We start from the raw sequence: 19,284 nt of genomic DNA, 5'->3' as shown, positions 1-19,284 counted from the left end.
CACATGTCCTTTCCCCTCCTGACCGCGACGGCGGCGCTCCCGGCGATCGGCGCGATCGCCACCGCGGCCGTCCCCGCCGCGCGGCGCACCGCGGCCAAATGGCTCGCGCTGCTCTTCTCGCTCGGCACGCTCGTCCTGGCAGCGGTCGTCTTCCTCCGCTTCGAACCGGGCGGCGACCGCTATCAGCTCACCGAGTCCCGGGCCTGGATCGCCGACTTCGGCGTCCGCTACGAACTGGGCGTGGACGGCATCGGGGTGGCGCTCCTCGGCCTCACCGCACTGCTGATCCCGTTCGTCATCGTCGCCGGCTGGCACGACGCCGACCCCCTGGAGACGAAGTCCTCGCGCTGGCGCCCGACGCAGGGCTTCTTCGCCCTGATCCTCATGGTCGAGGCCATGGTGATCCTGTCGTTCGTCGCGACCGACGTCTTCCTCTTCTACATCCTGTTCGAAGCCATGCTCATCCCGATGTACTTCCTCATCGGCGGCTTCGGCGACCGGGCCCACGCGGGCACCGACGAGAACGCCGCGGCCCAGCGTTCCTACGCCGCGGTCAAGTTCCTTCTCTACAACCTGGCCGGCGGTCTGATCATGCTGGCCGCGGTCATCGGCCTGTACGTGGTCGCGGGCAGCTTCTCGCTCTCCGAGATCGCCGAGGCCCGCGCCAACGGCTCCCTGGAGATGGCGACCAGCACCGAGCGGTGGCTGTTCCTCGGGTTCTTCCTCGCCTTCGCGATCAAGGCCCCGCTGTGGCCGCTGCACACCTGGCTGCCCAACGCGATGGGCGAGGCGACCGCCCCGGTCGCCGTGCTGATCACCGCGATCGTCGACAAGGTCGGCACCTTCGCGATGCTCCGCTTCTGCCTCGGGCTCTTCCCGGAGGCCAGCAAGTGGGCGACTCCGGTGGTCATCACCCTGGCGCTGGTCTCCATCGTGTACGGGGCGCTCCTCGCGGTCGGCCAGCGCGACATCAAGCGGCTCATCGCCTACGCCTCGATCTCGCACTTCGGCTTCATCATCCTGGGCATCTTCGCGATGACCAGCCAGGGCCAGTCGGGCGCCACGCTCTACATGGTCAACCACGGCATCTCGACGGCCGCGCTGCTGCTGGTCGCCGGCTTCCTCATCACCCGGCGCGGCTCGCGGCTCATTGCGGACTACGGCGGGGTGCAGAAGGTCGCCCCGGTGCTGGCCGGGACGTTCCTCATCGGCGGGCTCGCCACCCTGTCGCTGCCCGGACTCGCCCCGTTCGTCAGTGAGTTCCTGGTCCTGGTCGGCACGTTCAGCGCGTATCCGGTGGCCGGTGTCATCGCCACCTCCGGCATCGTGCTCGCCGCGCTCTACGTCCTGGTCCTCTACCAGCGCACGATGACCGGCCCGGTGCGGGAATCGGTCCGCTCCATGCCGGACCTCAGGGCCCGTGAGCTGGCGGTCGCGCTTCCGCTGATCGCCGTGCTGATCTTCCTGGGCGTCTTCCCGAAGCCGCTCACCGAGGTCGTCAACCCGGCGGTGGAGCACACCATGTCCGACGTACAGAAGAAGGACCCCCAGCCCGAGGTGGAGGCCGCCAAGTGAGCGCAACAGCTGTCCACAGCCTGTGGACGACGGCGAGCGGGGTGACATCGGCGGCACCGGGCGACTCGTTCACCATGCCGAAGATTGAGTACACCCAGCTGATGCCGGTCCTGATCATCCTGGTCGCCGCGGTGCTGGGCGTCCTGGTGGAGGCCTTCGTGCCGCGCCGGGCCCGCTACCACACCCAGCTCTTCCTGACCGTGGTGGCGGCCGCCGCCTCGTTCGCCGCGATCGTCGGCCTCGCGGCCGGCGGATACGGCACCACGAAGGCCATGATCGCGGCCGAGGGCGCCATCGCGATCGACGGCCCCACCCTGTTCCTCCAGGGCACCATTCTCCTGGTCGCCATGGTGGCGGTGTTCACGTTCGCCGAGCGGCGGCTGGACCCCACCGCCCACGGCAACCGGGTCGACTCCTTCGCCGCCCAGGCCGGAGCCGTACCGGGCGGCGAGGGCGAGAAGGCCGCCGTGCGGGCCGGGTTCACCACCACCGAGGTCTTCCCGCTGCTCCTCTTCTCGGTGGCGGGGCTGCTGGTCTTCCCGGCCGCCAACGACCTGCTGACCCTGTTCATCGCGCTGGAGGTCTTCTCCCTCCCGCTCTACCTCCTGTGCGCCGTGGCCCGCCGCAAGCGGCTGCTGTCCCAGGAAGCGGCCGTGAAGTACTTCCTGCTCGGCGCGTTCTCCTCGGCGTTCTTCCTCTTCGGGATCGCGCTCCTCTACGGCTACGCGGGCTCCCTCGCGTACGCCGACATCGCCAACGTCGTCGACGGCTCGGTCCTGGAGATCGATCCGGCCCTCGCCGACACCATGGGCAACGACGCGCTGCTGCTCGTCGGCGGCGCGATGATCCTGGTCGGTCTGCTCTTCAAGGTCGGCGCGATCCCGTTCCACATGTGGACCCCGGACGTCTATCAGGGCGCCCCGACCCCGGTGACCGGCTTCATGGCCGCCGCCACGAAGGTCGCCGCGTTCGGCGCGATGCTGCGCCTGCTGTACGTGGCGCTGCCGGGCCTCACCTGGGACCTGCGGCCGGTCATGTGGGCGGTGGCGATCATCACGATGCTGGGCGGCGCGATCGTCGCGATCACCCAGACCGACATCAAGCGGCTGCTGGCCTACTCCTCGATCGCGCACGCGGGCTTCATCCTCGCGGGCGTCATCGCGGCCAGCCCGGAGGGCATCTCCTCGGTCCTCTTCTACCTGCTGGCCTACTCCTTCGTGACGGTCGGCGCGTTCGCCGTCGTCACGCTGGTGCGGGACGCGGGCGGCGAGGCCACCCACCTGTCGAAGTGGGCCGGGCTCGGCCGTCGCTCGCCGCTCGTCGCGGCGGTCTTCGCGGTGTTCCTGCTGGCCTTCGCGGGCATCCCGCTGACCTCCGGGTTCTCCGGGAAGTTCGCGGTGTTCAAGGCGGCGGCCGAGGGCGGCGCGGGCGCACTGGTGGTCGTCGGTGTGCTCTCCTCGGCCGTCGCGGCGTTCTTCTACATCCGCGTGATCGTCCTGATGTTCTTCAGCGAGCCGAAGGCGGACGGCCCCACCGTCGCCGTCCCGTCCCCGCTGACCATGACGACGATCGCGGTCGGCGTCGCCGTCACCCTGGTGCTGGGCCTGGCCCCGCAGTACTTCCTGGACCTGGCGAGCCAGGCGGGGGTCTTCGTGCGGTAGCCCGCGCGGAAGCCCCGCAGTATGAGCGACGACAACGCCGGACGGCCGGTTATCCACAGACCGTCCGGCGTTGTCGTCGGCTCCGCCTATCGTGGACGGGGACGAGAGCAGGACGGACGGGTCCGGGCGTGCGGACCCTCGGGGGGAACAGAGCATGGGGCGTGAGCATGGATGAGACCGGGACGGTGACCGACACCGGCGCGGCAGGCGAGAGCGAGGCGCGGCGCACACTGCACCGCGTCTTCGGGTACGAGTCGTTCCGCGGCGAGCAGGGCGCGATCATCGAGCATGTGGTCGCCGGCGGCGACGCCGTCGTGCTCATGCCCACCGGCGGCGGAAAGTCCCTCTGCTACCAGATCCCGTCCCTGGTCCGGCGGGGCACCGGCGTCGTCGTCTCCCCGCTGATCGCCCTCATGCAGGACCAGGTCGACGCCCTGCGGGCGCTCGGCGTCCGGGCCGGCTTCATGAACTCCACGCAGGACTTCGACGAGCGCCGCTCGATGGAGGCGCAGTTCCTCGCGGGCGAGCTGGACATCCTCTACCTGGCCCCCGAGCGGCTGCGGCTGGACTCCACCCTCTCCCTGCTGGCCCGGGGCGAGGTCTCCGTCTTCGCGATCGACGAGGCGCACTGCGTCGCCCAGTGGGGCCACGACTTCCGCCCCGACTATCTGGCGCTGTCCGTGCTCGGCGAGCGCTGGCCGGACGTGCCGCGCATCGCCCTGACGGCGACCGCGACGAACGCCACGCACGAGGAGATCACCCGCCGGCTCGGCATGCCGGACGCGAAGCACTTCGTCGCGAGCTTCGACCGGCCGAACATCCAGTACCGGATCGTGCCGAAGTCCGAGCCGAAGAAGCAGCTCCTCTCCTTCCTCAAGGAGGAGCACGCCGGGGACGCGGGCATCGTCTACTGCCTCTCGCGCAACTCCACCGAGAAGATCGCGGAGTATCTGAGCGGCAACGGCGTGGAGGCCGTTCCGTACCACGCGGGCCTGGACGCCGGGACGCGCGCCGCCCACCAGGCGCGGTTCCTCCGGGAAGAAGGGCTCGTCGTCGTCGCGACGATCGCGTTCGGCATGGGCATCGACAAGCCGGACGTCCGCTTCGTCGCCCACGTCGACCTCCCCAAGTCCGTCGAGGGCTACTACCAGGAGACGGGCCGCGCGGGCCGTGACGGGGAGCCGTCCACGGCCTGGATGGCGTACGGACTCCAGGACGTCGTCCAGCAGCGCAAGCTCATCCAGGGCGGTGACGGCGACGAGGCCCACCGCCGACGGGCCGCAGCCCACCTGGACTCGATGCTGGCGCTCTGCGAGACGGTCCAGTGCCGCCGGGCCCAGCTCCTCACCTACTTCGGCCAGGAGCCCACCGCCGCCGCGTGCGGCAACTGCGACACCTGCCTCACCCCGCCGGAGACCTGGGACGGCACGGTCGTCTCGCAGAAGCTGCTCTCCACGGTGGTGCGACTGAAGCGCGAGCGGAACCAGAAGTTCGGCGCGGGCCAGATCATCGACATCCTGCTCGGCCGCAAGACCGCCAAGGTCATCCAGTTCGACCACGACCAGCTCTCCGTCTTCGGCATCGGCGAGGAGCTGGCCGAGGCGGAGTGGCGCGGTGTGGTCCGCCAGCTGCTGGCCCAAGGCCTGCTCGCGGTCGAGGGGGAGTACGGCACGCTGGTCCTGACCGACGAGAGCCCGACGGTGCTCGGCCGGGAGCGGGAGGTGCTGCTCCGCAAGGAGCCGAAGAAGCCGACGTCCCGCTCGTCGTCCTCGGCGGGCGTCGGCAGGGGCGCCAAGGGCAAGGCGGCCGCCGCCGACCTCCCCGAGTCCGCCGTCCCGGTCTTCGAGGCGCTGCGCGCCTGGCGCGGCGCGACGGCGAAGGAGCAGGGCGTCCCGGCGTACGTGATCTTCCACGACGCGACGCTGCGGGAGATCGCGACCGTCCACCCGACGACGATCGGGGAGCTGGGGGGCATCAGCGGCCTCGGCGAGAAGAAGCTCGCGACGTACGGGGAGGGCGTGCTGGAGGTCCTGGAGCAGGCACCGGCGGGCGCGGCACCGGCGCCAACGGAAGCATCTGCCCCGGCTGCCCGCGGAGCCTTCGCCCCCGCGTCCCGCCCGGCCTCTGCCTCCGCCCCCGCCCCGCGCCGGGCCCCGGCCCGTGAGCAGACCCCGGCCGCTGCGGCCCCGCAGCACAGCGACCCCGAGTTCGCCTGGGACGAGGAACCGCCCGAGTACGAGTGAGACGCGGGCCGGGCGGCGGGGGAGACCTACTCCGGGTCCGCCGCCCGGCGGCGGGCCGTGATCGCCGCCAAGTCCAGGTCCACGGCGAAGGGCACCGACACCTTCATCCGGTCGTGGAAGATCCCGGTCGAGGTGTACGCGCCGGTGGCGGGCTCCCGCTCGAAGACGTACACCACGGCACGCCCGTCGTGGTTCTCCACCCGCCAGTAGTGCGGGATGGCCGCACGGGCATATTTCACGGGCTTGGTCTCCCGGTCGCGGGACCGGGACTCCGGCGAGACGACCTCGACGGCCAGTCGGACAGCCTCGGCGGGGAACCGGGTCTGGTTCGGGTCATCGACGACATCGCCGTCGATGACGATCACATCGGGCTCGGGCCGGTTGTAGCGGTCGATGTCGATGGTGAACTCCCGCACGACCTCCAGCTCGGGCGGTGCCAAGGACTGCAGCTGCCATGCGAAGAAGCTGACGGCTCGCGAATGGAAAAGGGTCTGCGGACTGACGAAAACGAGGCTCCCGTCGATCAGCTCCGTGTGCGGAGGCAGATTCGGGAGTGTGTCCAGGTCATCGGCGGTCCAGCCGCCCTCGGGCGGGACCGCCCACCGCGGCTCGGAGGCCTCGGGTTCGATGCTCATCATTGCTCCCATGGGGAGGAGTCTCGCGGGCCCGACCAGCGTATCCGCCGGAAACCGGATCCGGCTGACCCGAACGTGGGAACGCCCCCGACCGGCGATGACACCGCCTAGTCGGCCGCGCAGTTCAGGTCGCGTGCCGGGCGCGCTTCCCCGTGGTGAGGAACGTGGTGGTCGCCTCGGTGGCGCAGGTGTTGGCGCCGAAGGGGTAGACGCCGTGGCCGCCTTGGTCGGCGGTGACCATCCTGGCCCGTTGGCCCAGTGCCTGCCGGAGCTTCAGGGCTCCCACCAACGGGGTTCCCGGGTCGCGTTCGTTCTGGACCAGCAGGATGTTCGACGGTCCCCGGTCGCCGATGCGCACCGGCGGCTCGCGGTGCTCGGACGGCCAGGACGCGCAGGGGGTGATGTTCGCCGTGGAGCCGCCGAGCTTCGGGTACCGCGCGCGGTCGGCCAGGACGTTCAGTTGGTAGCCGAGCTGGTGGCGGGGCCACCGGGAGTCCGCGCACAGGACATGGAGGCGGGAGGCGGCGGAGTTCTCCTGGTCCGGTGTCGGCTCGAAGGGGTAGGGCTTCCCGGCCTTCAGGGTCTGCCACATCTTCGCCAGCTCCGGAAGCTGCGCGTCCGAGTAGAGCAGTTCCAGGGTCAGCCCGCGGAACAGGGTTCCGGTGATGTTCCCCTGCGGCTCGGCGTCCAGGCGGCGGGCGAGGGCGGTGTAGGTGGCCTCCACCGCGGCCGGGGTGGTGCCCAGACCGTATTCGGGGTGCGCGGACGCGAACGCCGCGAAGTCGGGGAACCGGTCCTCCATGCCGCGGGCCAGCAGCCGGAACGCGGTGACGTCGTAGCCGTGCGGGCCGAGGGCGCTGTCGAGCACGATCCGGTCGCCGCGCCCCGGGAAGAGTTGCGCGTAGGCAGCGCCGAGCTGGGTGCCGTACGAGGCGCCGAGATAGGAGATCCTGGGCTCGCCGATCGCGGCCCGGACGCGGTCCATGTCCCGCGCGGTGTTCGCCGTCGTGGTGTGCGGCAGCATCCACGCGGTGTCCGACGCGGCGCACTGCTGGGCGAGGGTGCGCGCGTACCGCGCCTCGCGCACCACGTCGCCCGGGTTGTGGGCGTACCTGGGGTACGCGCCGCGCCTCAGCTGGGCCGGCGTCAGGTCGCAGGTCACCGGGGTGCTGCGGCCCACACCGCGCGGGTCCATCCCGATGATGTCGTAGGTGTCCAGCACCTCTCGGGGCAGCGTCGCCCCCAGGGCCAACGGGTAGCCCAGGCCGGAGCCTCCGGGGCCGCCCGGGTTGGTGAGCAGCGCACCGCGGCGCTGCGTGGGCTTCTGGCTCGGCAGCCGGGAGACCGCGATCTCGATCCGGCGGCCTCCGGGGTCGCGGTAGTCCAGCGGAACCTTCAGCGTGCCGCACTGGAGCTGTTTCGGAGGGTTCGTCCCCGGACAGGGCCCCCACTTCAGCGGTGCCGGCGCGGTGGCCGCCGAGTCCGGTGTCGCGCCCGAGGCCGGGACGACCCAGGTCGCGACGACGGCGGTGGCGGCGAGAGCCAGTGCCAGGGGTTTCCGGCGCATACGAAGTCCTCCTCGTCGTCCGTGAGAAGGCCCCAGTCTTCCGACCGCGCGGTCGTCCGCGCATCGCCCGCTCGGGCCGTCGTGCCCGGCACCGGAGGCGAGTGCGCGGACCCGGACCTTCGACCGGAGTCGAAGGCGTTCCCCTTCCCAGGTCGTACGTCCCGGCCGGGCGGCGTCGCGATAATGAACCGATGGAGACGGACGCCGTGCCACCCCGGAGGCCCCTGCCGCCCTGGCAGCAGGTGGTGCGGCTCGGGGCGGCCGCCGTGGTGGGGGTGCTGCTCTGGCTGCTCACCGGCTCGATGCTGCCGCGCGGATGTGCGGCGGACTCCTGCTCCTGGTACGTCACCGGCGACCCGCTGATCGCCCTCGGCTGCCTGACGGCGTTGGCCTGGCGGCGGCGGTTCCCCGCCCCCGTGGCGCTCGCCGTCGCCGTCGCGTCGGCCGCCTCCGCCCTGGCGTCCGGGGCGGCGCTGCTGGCGATCGGCTCCCTGGCGACCCGCCGGCGTCCGGCCGAGATCGCGATGGTGGCGGCCGCGTTCGTCGTCGCGCCGCTGTTCACCACCGGGCTGTACCCCGTGGAGCGGCCGCCCGGCTCCCCCTGGATTCAACTCGTCCTGCAGCTGCTGACGGCGGGGGTCGCCGTCACCACGGGATGGGCCGTGGGAGCCCGTCGCGCCGAGGTCCTGTCGCTCCGGGAGCGGGCCCGGAGCGCGGAACGCGAACAGGCCGCCCTGGCGGACCGGGCCCGGGTGCTGGAGCGCAACCGGATCGCCCGCGAGATGCACGACAGCCTCGCCCACCGGATCTCCCTGGTCGCCCTGCAGGCCGGCGCGCTGGACCGCCGCGCCGACCTGGCGGACGAGGAGCGCGGGGTGCTGGTGCGGGGCATCGCGGACGGTTCGTACCGGGCCCTGGAGGATCTGCGCGACGTGCTCGGCGTCCTCCGGGCCGAAGAGCCGGACCGCCCCGAGCCGCCGGGCCCCTCCTTCGGCCGCGTCCCGGCCCTGGTGGACGACGCACGCGCCTCCGGCATGGACGTGGTGCTCACCGTCGACGCGGCCGGCGAACCCCCGGACGCGGTGGGCGACGTCGGCTACCGCGTCGTCCGGGAAGCGCTGACCAACGCCGCCAAGCACGCCCCCGGCGCCCCGGTCCGGATCACCCTGGACGGGGAGCCGGGCGGCGCGCTCGGCGTCGCCGTCCGCAACGGTCCGGCCGCCCGTACGGTCGCCCCGCCGCCGGCCTCCGGGTACGGCCTGCCGGGTCTCGCCGAGCGGGTCCGGGCCGTCGGCGGGACCGTCGGCCACCACCCGGCGCCCGACGGCGGGTTCGTCCTGACCGCCCGGCTGCCCTGGCCGGCCGAGGCCGAGCGACGGGCCGGGCCGGACGAGCCCGCCCGGCCGCCGCGGCCCGGCGACGAGCCCGAGCGGAGGGCTGGGAGTGGAGTCCGGTAAGCCGCCGGTGCGGGTGGTCGTGGTCGACGACGAACAGCTGATCCGGATGGCGGTGCGTCTGGTCGTCGACGGCGAGAGCGACCTCACCGTGGTGGCCGAGGCGGCCGACGGGGAGGAGGCCCTCGCCGTCGTACGGGAGACGACGCCGGACGTCGTGCTGATGGACGTACGGATGCCCGGGCGGGACGGCGTGAGCTGGACCCGGGAGCTGCTGGCGCTGGACCGGCCGCCGCGGGTCATCGTCCTGACCGCCTTCGACTCCGAAGCGCTGGTCCTCGACGCGCTGCGCGCGGGAGCCCTCGGCTTCGTCCTCAAGCACACCCCGCCCGACCGGATCATCGACGCGGTACGGACGGTCGCGAACGGCGAACCCGCCCTGTCGCCGGGGGCCACGACGCGGCTCATCGCGGCGGCCACCGCGGCCGGCGGCCCGGTGGTCGCCGGGGCCGTCCGCGAAGCCGCCCGGAAGCGGCTGTCCGCCCTGACTCCGCGCGAACGCGACACCGCGCGGGCCATCGCGGACGGGCTGGGCAACCGGGAGATCGCCGAGCTGCTGGGCATCACCGTCGCCACCGTCAAGGCCCACACGAGCAGCCTGTTCAGCAAGCTGGAGGTGGACAACCGGGTGCGGATCGCCTTGCTGGTCCGGGACGCCGAAGGCCCGGGTCCGGGGCGCTGAGCCAGGGACCCGCGGCCGTGTCGGCCGGTCTACCGGGGGCCGGCACCGCCGCGGGTCACGCCGGCCAGGTGCCCGTGACGCGCCGGGTCGCCTGGGCGCCCGAGCGTTCGACGGTGGCCTTGACCACGGCGAAGATCGCGCCCTGTACGGCGGCGGCGAGGAGGATCTGCCGCCACGGGCGGTCCTCGTCGAGGGCGTCGGGGGCGTCGCCCTCGCCTTCGACGATCTTCCACGTCTGCTTGAACACGGCGCTCGCGATCATGCCGCTGACCGCGCCGAGGGCGAACCCCACCGGCTTGTAGGCGAGCTTCGACGCCTTCACTTGTCGCGTCCCCGGCCGCGGCGTACCAGCAGGAAGGCGATCAGGAGTGCGCCGCCCGCGAGGAGCGGGGTGCGGTTGGCGCGGGCGGCCTTCGCGGCCCGGTCCGCCTTCTCCAGCAGCGGGTCGGGGGTACGGTCCGTCGCGAACTGCCCCGCCCGGGCCGCGCTCTCGCGCACCTGGGTGGCGGCCTGTGCCGTCTTCTCCTGCACGGAGTCCGGAGTCCTGTCCTTCACCGCCTGTGCGGCCTGCCCTGTCTTCTCGCGGATCTGGGCGGTGGCCGATGCGGCCTGCTCCTTCAGCTCGGCCGTCTTCTCCGCGGCCTGTTCCTTGAGTTCGGCCGTCTTCTCGGCGGCCTGTTCCTTCAGCTCGGCGGTCTTCTCGGCGGCCTGCTCCTTCGCCGCCGCCGCCTTCTTTCCGGCCTGTTCCTTCGCCGCCGCGGTCTTGTCCTTCGCCTGCGCCTTGACGTGGGCCTTGCCCGCCCATGCTTCGACGTTCCGGCCGAGTCCGTCGCGCGCCTGCTCGACCTGCTCGCGCAGTTCCTCGGGGGTGGGCGTACCCATGGTGTTCTTCGACTCGTCGTTCATCGGTGAGCCCTCTCGTTGACCTCCGCCGGATCGGCCTTACCGAAGCGCTTGCCCTTCTGCGTCATCTCCGAACGTCCCGGCCGGATTTCCTTGCGGACCGGTTCCGGGTTCCGCGAGAGGGCCCCGCGGCCACGGGGTTCGCCGCGCAGCCCCCGGCGACCGTGCGAAGGCGCCGCCGTCGCCGGAGTGCCCGCACCGGATGTCCTCTCAGTCCCCGCCGCCCCCGCAGCCGCCCCCGCCGCCGTCGCTCCAACCGCCGCCGCCGCCGTCGCCGCCCCCGCTGCCGCTGGACTGGTTCTGGCGGACGTTGTGGTGGACCGCCGAGGCGAACCACTGGGCGCGGCGCAGGGTCTTCATTGCGGAGCGGCCCGTGCGGCCGGCGGTGGTGAGGGTGCCGCCGAGGCCGGTCGCCGAGACGAGGCCGGCCAGGGCGCGGCTGCGCTGGTCGGGGAAGCCCCGGGCCTCGGCCTGGCCGAAGCGCCACAGGGTCGCGCCGGTCAGGTCGGGGTCGCCCGGGAAGTGCCGCTGGTAGGGGAGTACGCCGAGGAAGCGGCGGGTCTCGCGGCGCAGCACGCCGCGTTCCACCAGGTGGTCCAGGTGGCTTTCCTCGACGTTCCGGCCGTACAGCCGGATCCAGCTCTTGGCGCTGGTCCCCGGCCGGAAGCGCTTCTTCTTGGACGGCGGGTCGAGTGTGGTCAGCAGCGAGGCGAGCAGCGGGTGGGCCGGGTCCAGGGGGTTGACCACCTGGACCCGGCCGCGCTCCTCGCGTATCCGGCCCTGGAGCTCCAGCTCGGCGAGGACCGCGCCCGCCGTGCCGTATCGCAGGTACGCGCGGTCGCAGAGCGGCTTGCCGCGGTGCGGGTCCAGCGCCAGCAGGAGCAGTTCCTCGGGCAGCGTCAGCGTGGGGGCGTCGTGCGTCATGGCGCGGTGACGATCCTTCCGGTGACGTCGCCGAGGCCGACGCGGGTGCCGTGCGGTCCTGGTGCCCAGGCGGTCAGAGTGACCGTGTCGCCGTCCTCCAGGAACGTCCGCTTGCCCTCGGGGAGTTCGAGCGCGTCGCGGCCGTTCCAGGTGAGCTCCAGGAGCGAGCCGCGCTGGGCGGGCTCGGGGCCGCTGACCGTGCCGGAGCCGTACAGGTCGCCGGTGCGCAGCGACGCGCCGTTCACCGTCATGTGCGCGAGCTGCTGGGCCGCCGTCCAGTACATCGAGGCGAACGGCGGCTCGGCGACGACCTGGCCGTTGATCTCCACGGTGATCCGGATGTCGAAGCCGCCCGGCTCCTCGTCCTCGGCGTCGTCGAGGTAGGGCAGCAGCGGGAAGTCCCGGGCGGGCGGGGCGGTGCGGGCTGCGTCCAGGGCCTCCAGCGGGGTGACCCACGCCGATACGGAGGTGGCGAAGGACTTGCCGAGGAACGGGCCGAGCGGCACGTACTCCCAGGCCTGGAGGTCGCGCGCGGACCAGTCGTTGAGGAGCGAGAGCCCGAAGACGTGCTCGCGGAAGTCGGCCAGCGGCACCGGGGCGCCGTGGGCGGAGGGGACGCCGACGACGAAGCCGACCTCCGCCTCGATGTCGAGCTTCACCGAGGGCCCGAAGACGGGCGCCGGGTCGGTGGGGGCCTTGCGCTGGCCGCTGGGGCGGACCACGTCCGTGCCGGAGACCACGACGGTGCCGGAGCGGCCGTGGTAACCGATCGGCAGGTGCTTCCAGTTGGGGGTGAGCGCGTCGCCGTCCGGCCGGAAGATCCGGCCGACGTTGGTGGCGTGGTGCTCGCTGGCGTAGAAGTCGACGTAGTCCGCGACCTCGTACGGCAGGTGCAGGGTCACCGTGTCCACCGGGTGCAGCAGCGGCTCGATGTCCGCACGGTGGGCGGGGACGGTGAGCCAGGCGGTGAGCGCGCGGCGCACGTCACGCCAGGCGGTGCGGCCCGCCGCGAGCAGGGGGGTCAGGCTCGGCCTGGCCAGCAGCCCCGCATACGGGGAGCCCAGCGCGTGGGCGGCGGCCCCGGCGTCCAGGACGTGGTTGCCGATGCGGACGCCGACCCGGCGGACGTCGGGGTGGTCGGGGGTGGAGAACACACCGTACGGAAGGTTGTGCGGGCCGAAGGGGTCGCCCTCGGCCAGATCGAGCGGGCTGCTCTGCTCGGGCATGTGGTGCTGCCTCGCTTTCCAGGTCGCGTGGAGGACACGTTACGTCGGGGCTCCTACCCAGCGGCAGTGCCCCGACTATCCCCAACTGTGTGTATTGCCCGGAAAGTTCACCGGGTCCCCCGGAAACCCGGGGGACCCGACGGGAAACACGCGCGCCGCTCAGCCCGCCGTGCGCGGGATGCGCTTCTCCCAGGTGCGGTGGAAGACGACCTCGTCGCCGTCCTTGCAGACCACCTCGTTGGAGGTGATGAAGTCGTTCTCGTCGGCGGCGATCTCGGAGCGGGTCTCGATCTCCACGTCCCAGGCGGCCTCCGGGCGGTGCAGCCGGATCCGCCAGTCGGAGCGGGTCCGTGCGGAGAGCGGGTCGTCCTGCTGGATCGTGTACGTCTCCAGGGCGTCCTCGGTGAATTCGAGGCCGTCGGGGTAGACCCGCGTACCGCCGTAGCGGGGGTCGACCTCCAGGCGCCATTCGCCCTTGGCGACATCGCGCACGACGAGGCGTTCCGGGCGCGGCTCCTCCAGGGTGACCGGGTAGACCACGCCGAGCGGTTCGGACTGCTCCGGTTCGCCGAAGGTGATCGCCGGGTCCTCGGTGTGGCGGCGCACCGGCAGCTCGACGAAGCTCCCGTCGGCGTCCAGGGTGAACCCCGCCGAGCCGGCCTGCGGCCAGATCCAGGGCCAGTAGGAGGAGGAGACGGCGAGCCGGATGCGGTGGCCGCGGGGGAAGGTGTGCCCGATGCCGTTGAGGTCGAAGACGACGTCCTCGCTCTCGCCGGGCGTCCAGTCGTCGGTGCGGTCGCGGCCGTGCCGGGCGGCGAGGTTGAGGACGCCCCGGGTGACCAGGGTGGAGGAGCCGTCGGGCGCGACGTCGCAGAGCCGGGCGATGGCCTGGCCGCGGGTTGCGTCCATCCGGACGCGGAGCTTCACCCGGGGGCGGCCGAGGATCTCGATCGGCGCCTCCTCGACGGGGAATTCGAACGACACCGACTTCGCGTCCTCGTCCCGCTGGTCCGGCGGCAGGTCCGCGTCGTTGCCGAACGGGAAGAAGCGGCCCGCGTCCAGGCCGGTCTGCTGCGGCGAGGCGACGATCCGCTCGCCGCCCTGGAGGGCGTACGCCACCGGGGAGACGTTCTCCGAGGGCCAGCTCGCGTCCCCGACCCAGCGGCCGGGCAGCGTCTCGTACACCGTGGCGGGCGGGTGCGAGCCGCTGATCCAGGACCGCAGCAGCGGCTCCCGCATCACGCCCGTCTCCTTGCCCTTGAGGTGCTGGTCCCACCAGCGCAGCGTCTCCTGGAGGAAGCCGATCGCGGGCCCCGGCGGCAGCCCCCGGTCCGGGTACTGGTGGGACCACGGCCCGATGATCCCCCGCACCTGCCCGGGGTCCAGGTGCTCCACCAGCCGCAGGACGGTGTCCCGGTACGGGTCGTGCCAGCCGCCGACCGCGAGGACGTTCGCCTTGATCGCGCCGTAGTCCTCGCAGACGCTGCCGTGCTGCCAGTAGGCGTCGCGGCTCTGGTGGGCCAGCCAGGTGTGGATGAACGGGTCGACGGCCTCCAGCCGCTTCAGCCACATCTCCTTCCAGTCGTCGCCGACCTGTGCCGGGTCCGGCGGGCGGCAGACGAAGGCGAGCATGGTGGCGGCCCAGGCGTGCATGTCCACGGCGAGGACCGAGCCGCCCATGTAGTGCACGTCGTTGTCGTAGCGGTCGTCGGCCGAGCAGACGGTGACGATCGCCTTCAGCGGCTCGGGGGCGAGCGCGGCGATCTGGAGCGAGTTGAAGCCGCCCCAGGAGATGCCGAACATCCCGACCCGGCCGGAGCACCACTCCTGCTGGGCCAGCCAGTGGATGACGGCGACCCCGTCCTCCAGCTCCTGCGCGTCGTACTCGTCGCCGGGCAGCCCCTCGCTGTTGCCGTGGCCCCGGACGTCGACGCGTACGGAGGCGTAGCCGTGGCCCGCGTACCAGGGGTGGCGCTGCCAGTCGCGCGGCGCGGTCCAGTCGCCGAGCCGGTAGGGCAGGTACTCCAGCAGGGCCGGGACCGGTTCGTCGGTCAGCGGCCGCCAGATCCGGGCGTAGAGCCGGGTGCCGTCGGGCAGCGGGATGCGCACGTCCTCGCGGGTGGTCTCGTACGGGAAGTCGGTCGTGATGTTCATGGGCCACCTCGGTGGGGGACGGGGTGCTTCAGGCGTACGGGTCAGTGGACGGGGTGCATCGTGCGCTTCAGCCACGGCGCGGCGAGGATCATCGCCACACCGGCCGCCACGGCGATGGCCCCGTTGACTCCGAAGTAGGCCGGGTTGGAGACCTCGCCGTAGAGCTTCACGATCTGGGCCTGGATGCCGTTGGCGACGGCCAGCGAGAGGAACCACAGGGCCATGGTCTGGCTGGCGAAGGCCTTCGGGGCGAGCTTGCTGCTGGCGGAGAGGCCGGAGGTCTCCAGCAGGACGTCGCCGAGTCCGAGCAGCAGATAGGAGCCGACGATCCACCAGGCGGCCATCTTGTAGGTGTCGTCCGCGTGCCCGGACGTCGGCAGGACCATCAGCAGGAAGGAGAGCCCGCCGAGGATCACGCCGAAGGCGATCTTGTTGGAGGCGTGCGGCTGGCGCTTGCCCATCCTGACCCAGGTGGCGGCCACCACCGGGGCGAGCGCGACCTCGAAGGCGCCGAGCGCGGAGGCGTACCAGCTGGCCGGGAAGGTGAAGCCGAGGATCTCGGTGCGGGCGTTGGTCGAGGCGAGCAGGATCATCGTCGAGTACGCCTGGAACAGGATGAAGTTGAAGACGACTGAGCCCAGGAAGAGCACGACGTACGGGCGCAGCCTGCCGCGTTCCTCGGCGGTGACCCGGGGGCTCTTGAACATCACCACGAAGTAGGTGACCGGGGCGATGATCGAGATCACCGTGAGCACGTCCACGAACCGGTCGATGGTCAGCCAGCCCACCAGCGCCAGGACGGTCGCGAGGACGGCGACCACGACGGCCCCGCCGATGATCAGCCGGACCGCGCGGCGCATCGCGTCCGGGGCCAGCGCGAATTCGGCGGCGTGCTTACGCCCGGCCAGGTGACGGCGGCCCACGACGTACTGGATCAGGCCGAAGGTCATGCCGATCGCGGCGGCCGAGAACCCCCAGTGCCAGCTCCAGTGCTCGCCGAGCCAGCCGGTGATCAGCGGGCCGGCGAACGCGCCGATGTTGATGCCCATGTAGTAGAGGGCGAAGCCGGCGTCGCGCCGCTCGTCGTCGGTGCGGTAGAGCTTGCCGACCATGGAGGCCACATTGGGCTTGAGCAGGCCCGTTCCGGCGCTGATCAGGCCGAGGCCCACCCAGGTCATGGCGTCGGTGGGGACGGCCATGGAGTAGTGGCCGCAGGCGATGAGGATGCCGCCGTACAGCACGGCGCGGTACGAGCCCAGGATCCGGTCGGCCAGCCAGCCGCCGGCCACGGAGACCAGGTAGACGAGCGTCCCGTACGCGGCGGAGACGGAGGCGGCGGTGCCGGGGTCCATGTCCATGCCGCCGTTCGCCACCGTGTCGGCGAAGAACAGCACCAGGATGGCCTGCATGCCCAGGAACGAGAACCGCTCCCAGACCTCCAGGCCGGACAGGGTCATCAGGCCCCGTGGGTGCCCGAAGAAGGCGTGGTCGTCCGCGGGCGGGGGCTTGGCCGGCTCGGTGCCGGCTGTGCTGTGGGACAAAACAGAGACTCCTGATCGTATGAGCTGATCCCGAACATACCGGCGGTGATGGGAAGCCGCCCACGGTGATCCATAGCGGACCGGATACGCTGAAGTTGCTAGGAGAGACAGCGACACATCGACATTGCGTGTGATCGTCAGCAGACAGGAGATGTCCCCGTGACCGTCGTCGGGCCGTTCGGACTGCACGTGCGGGACCAGGCTCTTGAGGCCGATGTCCAGTCGGGCCTGGCCGCTGTCGAGGCGGGGCTGCTCGAAGCCACCAAGAGCGACGTCCCCTTCATCACGGACGCCGCCCAGCATCTGGTGCGCGCGGGGGGCAAGCGGTTCCGTCCCTTGCTGGTCATGCTCGCGTCACAGTTCGGCGATCCCGACGCGCCGGGAGTCATCCCCTCGGCCGTCGTCGTCGAGCTGACCCATCTGGCCACGCTGTACCACGACGACGTGATGGACGAGGCCGACGTGCGGCGCGGGGTGCCCAGCGCCAACACCCGCTGGGGCAACTCGGTGGCCGTCCTGACCGGCGACTTCCTCTTCGCCCGCGCCTCCCACATCCTGGCCGACCTCGGCCCCGAGGCCGTCCGCATCCAGGCGGAGGCCTTCGAGCGGCTCGTCACCGGCCAGATCCTGGAGACCGCGGGCCCGCGCGACGGCCGCGACCCGGTCGACCACTACCTGGACGTCCTCAGCGGCAAGACCGGCTCGCTGGTCGCCGTCTCCGGCCGGTTCGGCGCGATGATGTCCGGTGCGGACGAGCGGACCGTGGACGTCCTCACCCAGTACGGGGAACGGCTCGGCATCGCCTTCCAGCTCGCCGACGACGTCCTCGACATCGCCTCCGACTCCCACGAGTCCGGCAAGACCCCCGGCACCGACCTGCGCGAGGGCATCCCGACGCTCCCGGTCCTGCGGCTGCGCGCCCAGGCGGCGGCCGACGGCAAGCCCGACGACCTGGAGCTCGTCGGCCTGCTCGACGGTGACCTGAGCAGCGACGACGCGCTGGCCGAGGTGCTGCGCCGGCTGCGCGCCCACCCGGCGCTGGAGCAGGCCCGCCAGGACACCGTGCGCTACGCCCAGGCCGCGCGCGCCACGCTGGCGCCGCTGCCCGAGGGATACGCGAAGGCCGCCCTGGAGGAGCTGTGCGACGCGGTGGTGCACCGCGCGGGCTGAGGTCCGGGAGGCCCCCGGTGTGCGGGGGCGGTGACGGTGCGTCACCCGGATGGGGCGATACCCCTACTGGTTGGCGTACACGCCCCTTCCGGTTGTCATACCGGAGCAGTAGGCGGAGTTGATTCCCCGGGCTGACGCTTCGAACCGCCCGATTTGGTCAGATGGTTAACAACGGAAGCCGCCGACCACGGAGGTAGGGCACACCATGGCACCGAACGACAGCGCAGAGACCACCGGCGAGGCCACGAGCACTGTCGTGGGCCGCCGGAAGGCGGCGCGCTACATCGTCCCCGTCGCGGTCGCGGGGGTGGCGGCCGCGACCATCGGGCTCGTCCCGGCGCTCGCGAGCTCCGGCGACCCGGACCTGCCGAAGATCAGCGCACAGGAACTCATCGAGAGGATCGCCGCTTCCGACGAGGAGCAGCTCTCCGGCACGTTCAAGATCAGCACCGACCTGGGCCTGCCCCTCGACGGCCTCGCGGGCTCGTTCGTACCGGGCGGCGAGGGCGGGGACAAGGACGGCGGCGCGGCCGCCCCGCAGGACAAGCTCATGGAGCTGACGTCCGGCACGCACACGCTGCGGGTGGCCGCCGACGGCCCGGAGCGGCAGAAGCTCTCCGTTCTCGGGGACGCGTCCGAGTACAGCGTCATCCACAACCAGGGCGAGGTCTGGGCGTACGACAGCGAGTCCGACGAGGTCTACCACGCCGAGGCTCCCGAGGGCCGGGACGGCGACGGGCGCGCGGAGAAGGACCCGAAGGCTCCCGAGGGCGCTCCGGCCACCCCGAAGGACTTCGCCGAGCAGGCGCTCGCGGCGGTCGGCGACACCACCTCGGTCACCGTGGACGGCACGGCGCAGGTCGCCGGGCGGGACGCGTACCAGCTGCTGATCAAGCCGAAGCAGTCCGGTTCGACGATCGGCTCGGTCCGGATCGCCGTGGACGCCGAGAACGGCGTGCCGCTGAAGTTCACCCTGTCCGCGGCGAGCGGCGGCAAGGCCGTGGTCGACGCCGGGTTCACCAAGGTCGACTTCTCCAAGCCCGCCGCGTCCACGTTCGCCTTCACGCCGCCCAAGGGCGCCGAGGTGACCGAGGCCGACGAGGTGGAGACCGGCAAGGACGAGCACGGCGCGGCGCAGCAGGCGCTGCCCGGGCAGCTGGCCGAGCTGGACGGCTTCGCGGGCAAGGAGGGCCTCAACGTCATCGGCGAGGGCTGGACCTCGATCGCCGAGATCAAGTCCCCCGGCGGCAAGGGTCTGCCCGAGGCCGGCTCGGGCGACGTCCCGGCCGAGGCGCAGGGCTTCCTCGACGCGCTCGGCGACAAGGTCACCGGGAAGTTCGGCTCGGGCACGGTCTTCCAGACGCGCCTGGTCAACGCCCTGCTGACGGACGACGGCTCGGTGTACGTCGGAGCGGTGACGAAGGACGCGCTGGTGCGTGCCGCCGACGCCGCGGCGAAGTAGAACCTTCCCAGGGACGCCTGGGCATCGGGTCACCCGGCCGTGCCCGCCCGCCCCCGGCGCCCCCCGGGCGGGCGGGGGGGGGCCCCG

General features: G+C 72.2%; 14 protein-coding genes and 1 pseudogene. 7 read left to right on the top strand and 8 right to left on the bottom strand.

Going from position 1 to position 19,284, the window contains the following annotated elements; genetic code table 11:
- Positions 1 to 3 precede the first annotated feature (3 nt).
- The 3 genes from ACFWRV_RS25980 to recQ all read left to right on the top strand — a co-directional run bounded on the left by ACFWRV_RS25980 (position 4) and on the right by recQ (position 5,479).
- Positions 4 to 1,575: an NADH-quinone oxidoreductase subunit M gene (locus tag ACFWRV_RS25980; RefSeq protein WP_384338149.1), complete on the top strand. Its 1,572-nt coding sequence runs from the start codon at positions 4 to 6 to the stop codon at positions 1,573 to 1,575.
- Positions 1,572 to 3,236, top strand: a complete 1,665-nt coding sequence (nuoN, locus tag ACFWRV_RS25975) for an NADH-quinone oxidoreductase subunit NuoN (protein ID WP_384338148.1) — start codon at positions 1,572 to 1,574, stop codon at positions 3,234 to 3,236. The genes ACFWRV_RS25980 and nuoN overlap by 4 nt, the downstream gene beginning before the upstream one ends.
- A 167-nt stretch (positions 3,237 to 3,403) precedes the next feature.
- Positions 3,404 to 5,479, top strand: a complete 2,076-nt coding sequence (gene recQ / locus ACFWRV_RS25970; RefSeq protein WP_384338147.1) for a DNA helicase RecQ — start codon at positions 3,404 to 3,406, stop codon at positions 5,477 to 5,479.
- Between the two features lie 26 nt (positions 5,480 to 5,505).
- Here the strand turns inward: recQ and ACFWRV_RS25965 are convergent, their stop codons facing one another.
- Positions 5,506 to 6,114, bottom strand: coding sequence for a Uma2 family endonuclease (locus ACFWRV_RS25965; protein ID WP_384338146.1), 609 nt, complete (start codon positions 6,112 to 6,114; stop codon positions 5,506 to 5,508).
- Between the two features lie 107 nt (positions 6,115 to 6,221).
- A pseudogene (locus ACFWRV_RS25960) lies at positions 6,222 to 7,681 on the bottom strand (alpha/beta hydrolase).
- 191 nt (positions 7,682 to 7,872) lie between these two features.
- Here ACFWRV_RS25960 and ACFWRV_RS25955 point away from each other — a divergent pair.
- Together ACFWRV_RS25955 and ACFWRV_RS25950 are read left to right on the top strand one after the other, a co-directional pair.
- Positions 7,873 to 9,138: a sensor histidine kinase gene (locus tag ACFWRV_RS25955; protein ID WP_384338145.1), complete on the top strand. Its 1,266-nt coding sequence runs from the start codon at positions 7,873 to 7,875 to the stop codon at positions 9,136 to 9,138.
- On the top strand, positions 9,125 to 9,817 hold the full coding sequence (locus ACFWRV_RS25950; protein ID WP_384338144.1) for a response regulator: 693 nt from the start codon (positions 9,125 to 9,127) through the stop codon (positions 9,815 to 9,817). The genes ACFWRV_RS25955 and ACFWRV_RS25950 overlap by 14 nt, the downstream gene beginning before the upstream one ends.
- A 55-nt stretch (positions 9,818 to 9,872) precedes the next feature.
- Here the strand turns inward: ACFWRV_RS25950 and ACFWRV_RS25945 are convergent, their stop codons facing one another.
- The 6 genes from ACFWRV_RS25945 to ACFWRV_RS25920 all read right to left on the bottom strand — a co-directional run bounded on the left by ACFWRV_RS25945 (position 9,873) and on the right by ACFWRV_RS25920 (position 16,565).
- On the bottom strand, positions 9,873 to 10,139 hold the full coding sequence (locus tag ACFWRV_RS25945; protein ID WP_384338143.1) for a DUF4235 domain-containing protein: 267 nt from the start codon (positions 10,137 to 10,139) through the stop codon (positions 9,873 to 9,875).
- On the bottom strand, positions 10,136 to 10,723 hold the full coding sequence (locus ACFWRV_RS25940; RefSeq protein ID WP_384338142.1) for a DUF3618 domain-containing protein: 588 nt from the start codon (positions 10,721 to 10,723) through the stop codon (positions 10,136 to 10,138). Before ACFWRV_RS25940 ends, ACFWRV_RS25945 begins: the two co-directional genes overlap by 4 nt.
- A 207-nt stretch (positions 10,724 to 10,930) precedes the next feature.
- Positions 10,931 to 11,644: a GPP34 family phosphoprotein gene (locus ACFWRV_RS25935; RefSeq protein WP_384338141.1), complete on the bottom strand. Its 714-nt coding sequence runs from the start codon at positions 11,642 to 11,644 to the stop codon at positions 10,931 to 10,933.
- A complete protein-coding gene (gene fahA, locus ACFWRV_RS25930; RefSeq protein ID WP_384338140.1) occupies positions 11,641 to 12,870 on the bottom strand; it encodes a fumarylacetoacetase in 1,230 nt (409 codons plus the stop codon). Before fahA ends, ACFWRV_RS25935 begins: the two co-directional genes overlap by 4 nt.
- Before the next feature lie 159 nt (positions 12,871 to 13,029).
- Complete coding sequence (locus ACFWRV_RS25925; RefSeq protein WP_384338139.1) at positions 13,030 to 15,024, bottom strand: CocE/NonD family hydrolase; 1,995 nt, start codon at positions 15,022 to 15,024, stop codon at positions 13,030 to 13,032.
- 41 nt (positions 15,025 to 15,065) lie between these two features.
- Complete coding sequence (locus tag ACFWRV_RS25920; protein WP_384338138.1) at positions 15,066 to 16,565, bottom strand: peptide MFS transporter; 1,500 nt, start codon at positions 16,563 to 16,565, stop codon at positions 15,066 to 15,068.
- Positions 16,566 to 16,724: 159 nt separating this feature from the next.
- On the opposite strand from ACFWRV_RS25920, the gene ACFWRV_RS25915 reads away from it, so the two are divergent.
- A complete protein-coding gene (locus ACFWRV_RS25915) occupies positions 16,725 to 17,735 on the top strand; it encodes a polyprenyl synthetase family protein (protein WP_384338137.1) in 1,011 nt (336 codons plus the stop codon).
- Positions 17,736 to 17,940: 205 nt separating this feature from the next.
- Positions 17,941 to 19,197: an outer membrane lipoprotein carrier protein LolA gene (locus tag ACFWRV_RS25910; protein ID WP_384338136.1), complete on the top strand. Its 1,257-nt coding sequence runs from the start codon at positions 17,941 to 17,943 to the stop codon at positions 19,195 to 19,197.
- Positions 19,198 to 19,284 lie beyond the last annotated feature (87 nt).

It is taken from the genome of Streptomyces sp. NPDC058576, assembly GCF_042718715.1.
In the GTDB taxonomy this organism is placed as follows: Bacteria; Actinomycetota; Actinomycetes; order Streptomycetales; family Streptomycetaceae; genus Streptomyces.
Note: the sequence above shows the minus strand (reverse complement) of the source record. Positions and strands in the feature narration are given on the sequence as shown.